This is a genomic window from Kitasatospora sp. NPDC101235 (assembly GCF_044767505.1).
Taxonomy (GTDB): Bacteria; Actinomycetota; Actinomycetes; order Streptomycetales; family Streptomycetaceae; genus Kitasatospora.
In genome coordinates this window covers 78,120-90,195 of record NZ_JBIWNZ010000034.1, presented here as the reverse complement: position 1 = coordinate 90,195, position 12,076 = coordinate 78,120, and the positions used below count along the sequence as shown (strand labels likewise).

The following is a 12,076-nucleotide window of genomic DNA, read 5'->3' as shown; positions in this document are numbered from 1 at the left end:
TTCAGCGAGAAGACACGATCACGCAAAGGCCGCCCAGCTGTCAGGCGAACGACGAACCCCGCCAAGAGATGATCTTGGCGGGGTTAATAGTCAAGTTCAGTCGGGGGAGGAATAGGGCCTTGGCTCGGAGCCGCGCAGTGGCGGAGTTCTCTGCACACCTGTTCTGGCCTGCACTTTCTTTCGTTGTCAGTGGGTCCTGTTAGGTTGCGGAACATGACGACACGACAGGTCGCGGAGGGTGCCGGGTATGCCCGGTACACCTACCGGCTTCGCGTGTCATCGACCGCGTCTGCGCTGCTGGAGGCGGAGTGGGGCCGGTGCCGGTGGGTGTGGAACGAGTGTGTCCACATGTCGTGGAAGATCCATCTGCACAACCGGGCCAACGTTGAGAACAAGCGCACCTGCGGGCCGGGCGACCTGGACAGGCTCCTGACCCGGGCGCGTGGCGCGACGGCGTGGCTGCGTGAGGGGGCGTCGGTTCCGCAGCAGCAGACCATCCGGGACTTCGCCACGTCCAGAGCCAAGGCCATGAAGGACATCAAGGCGAAACTGCCGACGTGCCAACGTGCTGGGATGCCGAAGCCGAAGAAGAAGCGGGAGTCGCGGCCGTCGCTGAACTACACGCGGCGCGGGTTCCGGATCAAGGACGGCCGGCTGCACCTCGCGGGCGGCATCGTGGTGACCGTGGTGTGGTCGCGGGATATTCCGGGCGCTCCGTCCTCGGTCCGGGTGTATCAGGACGCCATCGGGCACTGGTACGCGAGCTTCGTGGCACCTGCGGTCGTCGAGCCTCTGCCCGCCACCGGCCGCGTCATTGGGATCGACTGGGGTGTCAAGGAAATCGCCACCACGACCAGCGACACCCACGACCTTCCCCACCCTCGACACGGGAAGACCGTCGCGCAGAAACTCGCCCGCTACCAGCGGCGGATGGCCCGCAGGCGGCAGCCGAAGGGGAAGGCACAGACGAAAGGCTACCGCAAGGCCCAGCGGCAGGCCGCCAAGCTCCACAAGAAGATCGCCAACCAGCGGCAGGACACGGCCCGCAAGTGGGCCAAGACCGTTGTGCGCGACCACGACGCGATCGCGGTGGAGGACTTCCGGCCGAAGTTCCTCAGCCGTACCACCATGGCCAACAAGGCGGCGGACGCCGCGATCGGTGCCACGAAGGCGGCGCTGGTCGAGACGGCCCGCAAGCACGGACGGACCGTACACCTGGTCAACCCCGCGCACACCACGATGGACTGCGCGCACTGCGGTGCGAGAGCCAAGCACCGCCTCCCCCTCTCCGAGAGGACCTACTCGTGCACCGCGTGCGGGAGCTCGTCCCCCAGGGACAAGAACTCCGCACGCGTGATGCTCGTCCGGGCTGGTCTCAACCCGGCTGGTGCTGATCGTGGAAGACCTGAACGTCCGCAGGGCGATCAGGCAGCGTGAGCCAGGAATCCCCTCCCGGCAGGGAGGGGAGGATGTCAAATACGCGGACGGAGATACACCGGACCGGGGAGATATCACGGGCGCTGGACCCGGACCGGTTCTTCGGCTCCCAGGAGGAGAGCGCCCTGGCGGAACGGTTGCTACTGGAGGCCGTGACCGGCGAGTTCGGTGTCCGACTGCCCCGCTACGCGATCACGAACGGACGGCTGCACACGTTCACCACCCGCTCGTGGACGCGTCCGCCGGCAATGGGGGAGACGTACGTCGTGACCAGTACGACCGGGGACGCGGCACGCTGACGTACCGAGACCTGCGTCGGGCCGACGCCCGCCCGGGGGCGGGCACCGAACTGCTCCGGCAGATCTCCACCTCACCGCGCCGGCCGTCTGATCAAAGCCCCTCGACGGAACCGGCCGGCCGGCGTCACCTAGGCTTCGCAGGAGCCCGTTGTGCGAAGCGCCGAGCCATGACAGGGATGACCATGCAACTGCCGGATGAGGTCCATGCCGAGATCAGGGACCTGTGTCAGGAGGGCGATGCCCTCGCCGGAATGGGAGAGTTCGCCGAGGCCGGGCAACGCTATGTCGAAGCTCTGCGGTTGCTGCCGGGCGATCCCCGTGGATGGGCGGCCTCGACCTGGATCTACGTCGCAATCGGCGACGCGCACTTCCGGCGCGGTGTCCACGACAGGGCGTACAAGTGTTTCCACAACGCCGTTCAGTGCCCTGAAGGGCTCGGCAATCCGTACATCCACCTTCGACTGGGCCAGACCACCTTCGAGCTGGGCGACCACGACCGAGCTGTGGATGAGTTGATCAGGGCCTACATGGGCGGCGGGCCCGAAATCTTCGAAGAGGACGACCCCAAGTATCTCAAGTTCCTGCGGACCCGCGCGGATCTGAACCGCACAGGCAACGCCGGCTCCTGACGGCCCACCCTTGGCGAGTTGCCGGGGGTGCACGCGGACCACCAGCGGCAGCCACGAGGGATGCCTGCGATCCGCCTGCGTCCTCGACCCCGACGACCGCCACGCGCTGATGTCCCTGCTCGACCCCGATGGGAGAGGTGTGAACACGCAGGTGGACTGGTCGGCAGTCCGGGAACGCGTCGTCGCGGTGGAGGAGGCCGACCGTCGAGCCCGTGGTCTCGGGCCGTCCCGATACCCGGTGTTCGAACCTGTCCTGACTCCCGCCGAGATCGCCGAGGCCGAGGCACAGTTCGGTGTCGCACGGCTCGTCCTCATTCGGCTTCCTTCGGTGGGGCGCTGACCTGGTCGGGGAACTCGTTGGCCAGGCCCCGGTAGCCCTCGTCGACTTGGGCCCGGCACCGGCCTCCCGCTGCCGCTCGGCACCACGCCGCTCGCACAGCGCCGACCCGCACCGGGCGAGCCACCGGAGTGCCAACTCCGCGATCAAATCGCCGAGATGTGTACGGGAGACGCCGCAGAAGGCAGGACGGGTCAAGGCCGCACAGGCCCAGTTCTGGTCACACTCGAAGAACCCGTGCGGCCGTTGTCACGTCACGGTTGCTGTGACTGAGCGGCGCAGTCGGTCAGCTGAGCGCCCTTGTTGTCCACGGGCGCGGGCTCAGCCCCTGCGATCCTCGACCGTCCAGTCGTTGCCCAGCTCGTGGCGCAGCGCCTCCAACACCATGTCGGCCTCGCTTCGGAACGATTCCTGCTGGTCCCGGGTCCAGGGCGAGGGTCCGGCAGGGTGATCCCAGTCGAGGGAGGACTGGTACAGGTCGGCAAGTCTCGTGAGTTCGTTCCGGGTGGCCGGGGTGATGGGTAGCTTCTCCGGAGTGCAGGGGTATCCGTAGGGGCTGTCGAGGTCGGGATCGCCGGGAGGACCCGGCCACAACGGGGTGTCGACGCCGTACTCGAAGAAGAACCGCAAGTGATAGGACATGCCCCAGCCTTTCACAGCCCTGAGCACACGAGCGGCCTGGGCACCGGCGACGTGAGCGGGACCGATCCACAGGACACGGGTCCACTGCCGGCCGCAGTGCAGCCAGCAGAAGCCGTCGACCCAGGTGTTGCCGTCGCGGTCGCGGGCGGGCCGGGCACATCGCCGCGGATCTCCTCGCGCAGACCGGCGTGGACGCGCTGGGCGCTGCTCACGATGCCGAAGTTCCGCTGCTCGACGGGGAGGTCGAGCACGGGGCGCTCATGCCGCCCACCCGGGCAGACGAAGGGCCTCGACCGCACGGCGATCGAGGTCCTTCGTCGTGCGGTGGGCGGGGTTCTTCCGAGCAGTCTCGATATGTCATCATTCGAAGACATCAAGCGATGACATCGAATGATGACACTCCCCGGTCGGATGCCCGGGGGCCGGGCTCAGCTTCCGAGCCCCGGTTCACGCACTCGATCTCCGACAAGGGAGGACGCGTCCATGGAGACCCCGACCGGCCTGTCGACGCGACGTGAGCGGGCCCTGGTGCCCGTGCTGGTGTTCCTGAGTGCCGTGGTGGCGGTGATCAGCAGCCTTGGCGCGCCGATGATCCCGACCATCGCTGCCGTCGACCACGTGTCGCTCTCCGAGGCGCAGTGGTCGCTGACCATCACGATGCTGGTCGGGGCGGTCTCCACCCCGGTGCTCGGCCGGCTGGGCGACGGGCCGGCCCGCCGTACGGTCACGCTCGCCGCCGCCGCCGTGGTGGTCCTCGGCAGCGTGCTGGCCGCACTGCCGCTCGGCTTCGGCTGGCTGGTCGCGGGACGCGCGCTGCAGGGTGTCGGGCTCGGGCTGACCCCGCTGGCCATCGCCACCGCGCGGGACAGCCTGCCCGCCGCGGCCTCCCGCTCGGCCGTCGCGCTCCTGTCCATCACCACCGTCGCCGGAGTCGGCCTCGGCTACCCGATCACCGGCCTGATCGCCGAGTCCTTCGGCATCCACGCGGGCTTCTGGTTCGGCGCCGTGATCAGTGCCCTGGCCCTGGCACTGGCCGCCCTGGTGCTGCCCAGGACGACGGCCCGCGAACGGCGACCGCTGGACGCGCTCGGCGCGGTGCTGCTCGGGCTGGCGCTGGTCGGTCTGCTGCTGGTGCTCAGCGAGGGCGAGAGCTGGGGCTGGGCCGGCGTCCGGCTGTGGACGGTGGCGGTCGTCTCCCTGCTGCTGCTGATCGGCTGGGTGTGGCACGAGCTGCGCACCGCCCACCCGCTGGTCGACCTCCGGAGCCTGACCAACCCCGTGGTGCTGACCGCGGACGTGGCCGGCCTGGTCGCGGGCGTCGGGATGTACCTGCTGATGTCACTGGTGATCCGTTACGTTCAGACCCCGGTCAGCACCGGCTACGGCCTGGGTGCCTCGGTCGTGGTCGCCGGCCTCGTGCTGCTGCCGTTCTCGGCGTTCAGCCTGCTGTCCAGCAAGGTCGTCCCGGTCCTCGCCCGGCGTACCTCGTCCGCCCTGGTGCTGCCGCTGGGCTGCGCGGCATCGCTGGTCTCGGTGCTGTTCTTCCTGTTCGCCCGCGACCACCTGTGGGAGCTCCTGGTGGTGATGGGGATCGCCGGACTCGGTGTCGGTTGCACCTTCGCCGTGATGCCGGGGCTGATCGTCAACGCGGTGTCCGCCGACCAGGTCGGCAGTGCGGTCGGCTTCAACCAGGTGCTGCGTTACGTCGGCTATTCCACCGGCAGCGCGCTGTGCGGCGCCGTGCTCCAGGCGCACACCGAGCCGGGGCGGCAGCTGCCCGCTGTCGACGGCTACCGGGACGCGGCGGTGATCGGCTGCGCGGTGTGGGTGGTGATCGGGCTGGTTACGATCGTCCTGCCGCGGCTCGGTGCCGCGGCCGCCGCCCGCAGGGGTGCGCGCGCAGACGAGGAGCTGATGGTGGAAGAGAGCATCGCCGACGGCGTGGCCGGCGAGAGCGAGGTGCCCGTGCTGCGGGCCGGGGTCGAGCGGTGACCGAGGTGACCCCCGGAACCGGCGGGCCCACCGCCGCGGACGGCGCCCGGCCGGAACCCTCGGCGCCCCGGCGCAGGGACTCCGCCCGCAGCCGGGAGCTCCTGATCCGAGCGGCCATGGACCTCTTCGCCGATCGCGGTTTCGAGCGCACCACCATCCGGGAGATCGGCGAACGGGCCGGCGTGGACCCGGCGCTGATCGCCCGGTACTTCGGCGGCAAGACCCAGCTCTACCTGGCCACCGTCCGGGTCGAACTCGGCGACTCGCAACCGGCCGACCTGCTGGAGGAGGACCGTCTGCGCGGCCTGCTGGAGCGCTTCTCCCAGCGCGGCCCCGGCCCCTCCTTCCAGGCCGCAGTACTCCCCGGCGACAACACCGAGGTGCAGCAGGCCGCCCGCACCTACCTCCACGAGCGACTGGTGGGGCCGCTGCGCGACCGTTTCACCGCCGAACAGGTGGACCGCCCACAGCTGCGCGCCGAACTGGCGGCGGCAGCCTTCGCGGGCATCATCCTGGCCCGATCCAGCGGGGCGTTCGGTGAACTCTCCGAGGCGGAACCTGAGGAACTGCTGCCGCTCCTGCACAACCTGCTGGCCGCAAGCCGCCCGCCCCGGTAGGGGAGTCCGGCACCGGATCCGGCAGGCCCCGCAACCCGAAGGGCCCTCCGCGCAGGTATCGATGCAGGTCAGGGCCGCTTTGCGGCCCGGAAGCCCAAAGATTCGTCCGCGTGGCCGGCCAGTCCGTGCAGCAGGACGACCGGGTGTCCTGATCCGCCCCAGTCGCGGCAGGAGATGCGGACGCCCTCGCGTACCAGGGTGTGCTCGGTCCAGGTCATGTCGGGTTCTCCAGGTGGTGGGCGCGGTCGGTGGGGTGGCGGCGCTCGCGGGCGCCGAACGACCTACGCGGCCGTCGCCCGGTGCCGCCGCGCGCCGCTTCAGGAGGGACGCGTCGCCTTGCCGTCGAGCCAGGTGCGCAGCGCCCGAGACCGCGCTGCGCACCTGGCTCGGCGGACCGCACACACGCGTGACGACGGCCAACAAGGTGAACCCGGTCGAGCTGAAGGCAGGAGAAGCTCCCGGCAACGCAGAGGGAAGGTCTGATTGTGTGCGATCCACCCTGGCGGCCGGTTCGGCACAGATCTGCCCTGATGCTGCCAAAAGGCCGTCCCGCCTCCGCACCGGCACAACATCCGAGGAGCAGGAACGACGATGGCACCCGATCCGACAATCGCCCAGGTGACCATGACCCTGGCTGCCCTCGCAGCCACCGGGGCCACCCCGCGCCCGTCCGGGGAAACCCTGGAGCACCAGACCGAACGAATCATCACCGGTATCGACGCGCAACTGAGCGATCCCAGCCTTGCGACGCAGGGCACGTGGCAGCTGGTGTGGCTCGCCCTGAGCGAGGCCAACGCCAACATGGCCTACATCGCACGGAGCACCGACGACTCGAACGAGTTCGCCGTGGTCGCTCGCGGAACGGATGCTGATCTGACCGACATCCTCGAGGACCTCGACGTCGGCACCGTCGTCCCGTTCCCCGAAAGCGGATCGCCGAAGCCCATCGCCGTTTCCAAGGGGGCGATGGATGCGTTCAAACGGGTCGTCAACGCCCGCTCGATCGCCTCGCCATCCCCGAACGTCACGCTCGCTCAGGCACTCGCCGCGGCGCTCAAGTCGGCGCCCTCCTCGCCGCAGCCGACCGTCTATCTGACCGGTCACAGCCTGGGCGGTTGCATCGCCACCATGCTCGCGCCGTACCTGCAGGCACAGACCTGGCCGAAGCAGCCGAAGTTCGCGGTGATCACCTATGCCGCTCCCACCGCCGGCGTGCAGAGCTTCGTCGACTACTTCGACTCCGTGCCGTGGCTCATCGACGAGCGCCAGAACAACGCCTACGACCTGGTCCCGCACGCGTGGGCCGATCTCGACACCACCGCCGGCTGGTACCCGAGTCCGGGGCCGCAGGCGACCGAAGAAGTGAAGCGGCTCATCGGGTCGATCTCCAAGCGCACCAAGGGCAACGTCTACGTCCAGCCCGGCACGCTCCGCCCGATGAACACCGGATACACGTGCCTTGCCAAGAACCTGGTCAACAAGACCACCCAGGACTTCCTCGGCCAGGTCGCCTTCCAGCACGCCAACTCCACCTACCTGGACCTGGTGGGGGCGCCTGCCGTCGCTTCCGGGCCGGTGGTGACCGACGTGACCCCCACCTTCGGCGCACCAGGCGCCACGGTGACCATCAACGGCACCGGTTTCAGTCCGGACAGCGTGGTCGACTTCGGCCACTTCGCCTGCACCGAGCGCCACATCGACCCCTCCGGTATCAGGATCACCGCTCAGGTCCCCAACGGAACCGGCGTGGTCCACGTCCGCGTCACCAACGCCCTCGGCACCTCCCCGGCCGTCGCGATGGGGCAGTTCGCCTATGGCGGACCCGCACCTGTGGTGGTCAGTGCGGTCAGCCCGACCAGCGGAGAGGTCGGCACCCCGGTCACCATCAGCGGCTCGGGCTTCGCCGCCGGCGCCACCGTGCACTTCAAGGACAAGGCATCCGATTCGGTCAGGTTCGTCTCCACCGGCCAGATCACTGCGACCGCGCCCGGTCAGCTCGACGACCACCAGACGGTGAACATCACCGTGACGGTCGGCAAGGCCACCTCTCCCACCAGCCCGGCCGACGAGTTCACCTACACCGGACGGTAGCGTCCGCACGCCCCGTTCCCGGGACGGCCCTTCGAGCAGCCCCGGGCCCTTGCCGCCGACCGGTCGAACCGTGCCCGGGCGACGGATCGCCGCAGGACCGTTCGCCCTGCGGCGAGCCAGGAGGCACTTCGCCGGCACGGTTGGGCTGTTGAGGCGTCAAGGAACACGTGGCATCGTGCCATGCGCGCCCGACAGAGTGCCTCACGCCGGTCGTCCGATCCCGGGAGGGTGCTGGGCCGCAGTGACCGCATGGTGGGCCTCGAAGAGCCGTGGTGTCCCGCCCCACCCGAACGGTGGGGCGGGACACCACGGATGCGTCAGCTGTTGGTCGTCAGCAGCCGGTCGGCCAGGGCGTCGGCGAGGCGGTAGGCCTCGTCGGCCGAGAGGGTGCGGCAGATGGCGTCCGCCAGTTCCTCGACGTTGTGCCAGTCGACGCCGCCGAGTCCCGCCTGCGGGGCGGCGGCTGCCGGCTTCTCGCGCTGCTCCGGCATCGGGAGCGGCTCGGAATTTTCCGCGGAAAATCGGCCGGTGCCCGATGCGGGCTCAGTGCTCGCGAGCGGAGCCTGCGGGACGGGCTCCGGCCGGGGTGCTGCGGGAGCCACCGGCTCCGCCACCGACGGTGCCGCCTCGGCAGCCGGCTGGACGGTCGGCGCAGGCGTGACCACCGGCTGCGGAGCCGGCACGGCCGAGGAGGTGTCCTTGGCCGGGGCCTTCGCCTCCAGCCTGGCCGCCCGCTTCGCCGCGACCGCGTCGGCGTCGGCCTGGAGCAGCTGCTCCAGTTCATCCGTCTGCTCGGCCAGGGACATCTCCTCGATGCCCTTCACCGAACCGAGCCGGCGGGCGACGTTGATGGAAAGGCCCTCCTCGCCGCGTGCCTTGGCCCGCACCTGGCGCTGCAGCTCGGGGTGGAGCTTCAGCAGGTTCTTGCGGTGCGAGATCCAGCTCTGGGACCAGCCCTCCGCTTCGGCGGCCTCCTTGGCGGTCGGGTACTGCGCCACGATGAGCAGGACCGCGTTGGCCTCCTCGATCGGGTCGAAGTCCTTGCGCGCCATGTTCTCGTCGAGCGCGGCCCGCAGCAGGGTCGCCTTGGAATCCGCCACCGAGTCGTCCACGACGACGAGCAGCTGCTCGCGACCGTACAGCTCCGCGGCCGCCCGCCGGCGGTTGCCGTTGACGACGATCACGTCCTGCGGACCCGCGCCCAGCGTCTGCCGGTCCTCCGGCCACAGCCGCAGGTAGGCGGCCGGGGTGACGGCGAGGCAGCTCTGCAGCTGGCGGTCCTTGATGCTCGCCAGGTCGGAGAGGTCGCCCAGCTCGTCGCGGGGATTGCGCGGGTTGGGGAGGCAGCTGGCGGTGGGGATCCACTTGGCCACCGGGGCGTCGTTGGTGCTGTCCACACCCGGAGCGTCGACGACCGGGTCGGCGGCCATCGAGGCGAAGGAAACGCGACGGCCTGCCATCAGCGGCCCCCGTAGCCGAGCTCAAGGGACAGACGGAAGAAGTCCTCGCGGGCCCGGTAGGCGGTACCGCTCTCCTTGTACTGGGTGACGACCGTTCCCTCGGCCACCGCCCGAGAGTGGATCTTGTACCGGCGCAGGACGGTCTTGGCGCGGGGCCAGCCCTTCGCGGTGATGTACGCCTCGGTGTCCTCGAGGTCGGCGCGGCCGTCCCGGGGGTCCCAGTTGTTGACGACGACCCGGAAGGGGATGTCCATCGGCTCGATGACCTTCTGGATGGTCCGGGCCGTCGGGTCGAAGCACAGCGGCTCGGTGATCATCGGGATCAGGACGTCGTCCGCGATCTCCAGCGCCCTGCGCAGGATCTCCTCGTCCGCCAGGGTGCCCGGCGTGTCGATGAAGATGTGCTGGTACTCGTCCTTCTCGCCGAGGACGTCGAACGTGCACGCCGCGAGGTTGACCGTGGTGGTGGTCTTGCCCACGCCGCCCTTCTGGTTGGCGATGACGTGGATTTTCGCGCCGGTCTTCTTCAGGTGGATCAGCTGCTCGGCGTGGTCGTGCGCCGCCATGAAGTCGAAGGGCAGGTTGTCTCCCACCCGCTCGGCCCAGACGACGGCGGACCCCTGGGGGTCGGTGGACACGACAAGCACAGATGGCTTCATGATGTTCCGTTCTCTCCGTGGGCTTCCCGGGCCGACCGCCCGGTACTGCGGATGCCCGCCGATCAAAGCTGTGGACGGCGGACGGAGAACAGCATTCCAGATGATCAGTCCGGAGCCTGACGCGACCCGCGTGTGATGGAGCACAAAGGCAGGTATGCGGGGGGCTGATTTCCCGGCAGGCCGCTTTGCTTGCCCGACAGGCTTTCACATATTCAGATTTTCTATCCGTGGTGATGTTCAGTTGCTGGAGGGGGGGAGTCAATGCGCGAGGGCCGTTTGCTTCGAGTGTGCGGCGCGGACGTCGAGCGTTCGTAAGGCCGCGCGACGGTCGTGGCATGAGACGTTCTGTCCCCAGTCGGCCATGGCCGGTCCCGCCGGTCCGGCCAGCCGACCTCCCGCGAGGGCGAGCGCGACTGGCGGCCACCGTCACCACCGCCACCCAGAGACCCGGATCGGCGCCGGCCCCCACTCTTCCAAGGCCGGCGCCCGGACCGAAGGCCGTCGCAGAAGTCAGTGGTCTGCCCGCACCCCCGTCACACGCGGCCGCTGGCCATCAGGGCGACGTGAGGCAACAGCAGGAACCCGTCGGGACCAGCGAACTCGGCGCTGAGCGTGTCGAGCTGTCGCTTGATCTCCGCCTGGACTTCCGGGGTCTGGCTGATCACGATCTGCCCGATCGTGGCCACCCCGGAGGCCGGCCCGCTCCACCATTGCTCGACATCGGCACGGTGATCCCAGCTCAAGGTCTCACATGCCGCCTCAGCCAACCCCGCCGAGGCCAGCAGGTCCGTGAGGCCTTGCCCGGTCCGGGGGAAGTCGTCCTCCGAGGCCAGAGCGGGCAGATCGGACGGCCGCACCACACCTGCGGCCTGGATCGCCCGGCCGATCAGGGCCTGGCCGGGAGCCGGCGGAGAAGCCCAGATCGTCACGGCGACAGTCCCCCCGGGACGGGTCACCCGCCGCAGCTCGGCGAGCGCCTGCTGTGGACGGCCCACGTGGTTGAGCACGAAGTTGCCCACCACCGCGTCGAACTCCCCGTCCGTGAACGGCAACTCCGGCAGCGCCGCCACCTGGACCTCCGCCGCCGGAGCAGCCTGCCCGGCCAGGTCGACCATGCCGGGCTCGGCGTCCACGGCCGACACCTTCGCCCCACGCGCACAGGCCGCCACCGCGACCGTCCCCGTCCCGGTTCCCACGTCCAGAACACGTGCACCCGCCCGGACATCGGCGACATCCAGAAGCCGTTCAACCGGATAGGCGCACAGCTTCGCGAAACTGTCGGCATAGGCCCTCGCACGGCCCGACCAGATCCGCCGCTCGCTCTCATCGAAAAGCGTCACAGTCCCTGCCCCTCCGCGGATACACAGATCAACTTCACGGGACCCTAACGCACTGCCTTCCAGCCGGAGTGGTCTCTCCTTGTGGAACCCGCGCCCAACGAGTCCGAGTTCCCGCGTAGTTCGCGCACACCGCGGGGTGCGTCGGGCAGCGCGTCGACGTACCGGAGGTCGGCCCGGACCCGTGCCTCGTCGACCGCGCGCAGCGCGTCGAGTTCGGTGGCGAGTGACGGTCCGGCGGTGTCGTGTCCGACCGGGAGCAACGGGGTGAGGAAGTCCGGGACGTACCAGGGGTGTGCGTTGATCAGTTCCAGCAGCGGTACGGCGGTGCGCGGGACGTTTCCCCGGACGGCCCGTTGCCACCGTCGGGCCTCGTGGGAGGGCTGGTGGCCCCAGAAGCCGATGATCAGGTTCTGCAGCGGCGAGACCGCGATCCGGGTGTGGCCCAGATCCTGGGCTCCGACGACCAGGTTCAGTCGCAACAGGCGTTCCTTTCTCCCCGGCCCCGGCAGCTCACGGTATCCGAAGCCGTCGGCACGTCCACGGTTCGGTGCTGCGCCGAACCGTTGGCCCGTC

The 12,076-nt window shown here is 69.5% G+C and carries 11 protein-coding genes and 1 pseudogene; 7 read left to right on the top strand and 5 right to left on the bottom strand.

Features of this window, described 5'->3' with window-relative positions; genetic code table 11:
* The first annotated feature begins 213 nt into the window (after positions 1-213).
* The 4 genes and pseudogenes from ACIRRH_RS37425 to ACIRRH_RS37410 all read left to right on the top strand — a co-directional run bounded on the left by ACIRRH_RS37425 (position 214) and on the right by ACIRRH_RS37410 (position 2,705).
* The gene (locus ACIRRH_RS37425) at positions 214-1,437 is read left to right on the top strand and encodes an RNA-guided endonuclease InsQ/TnpB family protein (RefSeq protein ID WP_403076597.1); all 1,224 of its coding nucleotides are present in this window, start codon (positions 214-216) and stop codon (positions 1,435-1,437) included.
* Between the two features lie 50 nt (positions 1,438-1,487).
* A pseudogene (locus ACIRRH_RS37420) lies at positions 1,488-1,736 on the top strand (SMI1/KNR4 family protein); the annotation flags it as partial.
* 176 nt (positions 1,737-1,912) lie between these two features.
* The gene (locus ACIRRH_RS37415) at positions 1,913-2,365 is read left to right on the top strand and encodes a tetratricopeptide repeat protein (protein ID WP_403076595.1); all 453 of its coding nucleotides are present in this window, start codon (positions 1,913-1,915) and stop codon (positions 2,363-2,365) included.
* 139 nt (positions 2,366-2,504) lie between these two features.
* Positions 2,505-2,705: a hypothetical protein gene (locus ACIRRH_RS37410; RefSeq protein WP_403076593.1), complete on the top strand. Its 201-nt coding sequence runs from the start codon at positions 2,505-2,507 to the stop codon at positions 2,703-2,705.
* A gap of 318 nt (positions 2,706-3,023) precedes the next feature.
* Here ACIRRH_RS37410 and ACIRRH_RS37405 read toward each other — a convergent pair whose 3' ends face one another.
* Positions 3,024-3,344 (bottom strand): hypothetical protein, encoded by a 321-nt coding sequence (locus ACIRRH_RS37405; protein WP_403076590.1) that lies wholly within the window; start codon positions 3,342-3,344, stop codon positions 3,024-3,026.
* A 483-nt stretch (positions 3,345-3,827) separates the two neighbouring features.
* On the opposite strand from ACIRRH_RS37405, the gene ACIRRH_RS37400 reads away from it, so the two are divergent.
* The 3 genes from ACIRRH_RS37400 to ACIRRH_RS37390 all read left to right on the top strand — a co-directional run bounded on the left by ACIRRH_RS37400 (position 3,828) and on the right by ACIRRH_RS37390 (position 8,044).
* Positions 3,828-5,336, top strand: coding sequence for an MFS transporter (locus ACIRRH_RS37400; protein ID WP_403076587.1), 1,509 nt, complete (start codon positions 3,828-3,830; stop codon positions 5,334-5,336).
* Between the two features lie 5 nt (positions 5,337-5,341).
* On the top strand, positions 5,342-5,953 hold the full coding sequence (locus tag ACIRRH_RS37395) for a helix-turn-helix domain-containing protein (RefSeq protein ID WP_403076584.1): 612 nt from the start codon (positions 5,342-5,344) through the stop codon (positions 5,951-5,953).
* A gap of 624 nt (positions 5,954-6,577) precedes the next feature.
* Positions 6,578-8,044, top strand: coding sequence for an IPT/TIG domain-containing protein (locus ACIRRH_RS37390; RefSeq protein ID WP_403076612.1), 1,467 nt, complete (start codon positions 6,578-6,580; stop codon positions 8,042-8,044).
* 317 nt (positions 8,045-8,361) lie between these two features.
* Here the strand turns inward: ACIRRH_RS37390 and ACIRRH_RS37385 are convergent, their stop codons facing one another.
* From ACIRRH_RS37385 to ACIRRH_RS37370, 4 genes are all read right to left on the bottom strand, one after another.
* Complete coding sequence (locus tag ACIRRH_RS37385) at positions 8,362-9,504, bottom strand: ParB/RepB/Spo0J family partition protein (RefSeq protein WP_403076581.1); 1,143 nt, start codon at positions 9,502-9,504, stop codon at positions 8,362-8,364.
* Complete coding sequence (locus tag ACIRRH_RS37380; protein WP_403076579.1) at positions 9,504-10,142, bottom strand: ParA family protein; 639 nt, start codon at positions 10,140-10,142, stop codon at positions 9,504-9,506. The genes ACIRRH_RS37385 and ACIRRH_RS37380 overlap by 1 nt, the downstream gene beginning before the upstream one ends.
* Before the next feature lie 554 nt (positions 10,143-10,696).
* Positions 10,697-11,503 carry a class I SAM-dependent methyltransferase gene (locus ACIRRH_RS37375; protein WP_403076577.1) on the bottom strand — a complete coding sequence of 269 codons (807 nt, stop codon included), beginning with the start codon at positions 11,501-11,503 and terminating at the stop codon, positions 10,697-10,699.
* Between the two features lie 44 nt (positions 11,504-11,547).
* Positions 11,548-11,982 (bottom strand): hypothetical protein, encoded by a 435-nt coding sequence (locus tag ACIRRH_RS37370; protein WP_403076574.1) that lies wholly within the window; start codon positions 11,980-11,982, stop codon positions 11,548-11,550.
* Positions 11,983-12,076: the final 94 nt, after the last annotated feature.

Bases quoted from the DNA above. Each gene is read 5' to 3' on its own strand.
- ACIRRH_RS37425 (WP_403076597.1), top strand. From the start codon at position 214: ATGACGACACGACAGGTCGCGGAGGGTGCCGGGTATGCCCGGTACACC.
- ACIRRH_RS37415 (WP_403076595.1), top strand. From the start codon at position 1,913: ATGACCATGCAACTGCCGGATGAGGTCCATGCCGAGATCAGGGACCTG.
- ACIRRH_RS37405 (WP_403076590.1), bottom strand. From the start codon at position 3,344: ATGTCCTATCACTTGCGGTTCTTCTTCGAGTACGGCGTCGACACCCCG.
- ACIRRH_RS37400 (WP_403076587.1), top strand. From the start codon at position 3,828: ATGGAGACCCCGACCGGCCTGTCGACGCGACGTGAGCGGGCCCTGGTG.
- ACIRRH_RS37390 (WP_403076612.1), top strand. From the start codon at position 6,578: ATGACCCTGGCTGCCCTCGCAGCCACCGGGGCCACCCCGCGCCCGTCC.
- ACIRRH_RS37385 (WP_403076581.1), bottom strand. From the start codon at position 9,504: ATGGCAGGCCGTCGCGTTTCCTTCGCCTCGATGGCCGCCGACCCGGTC.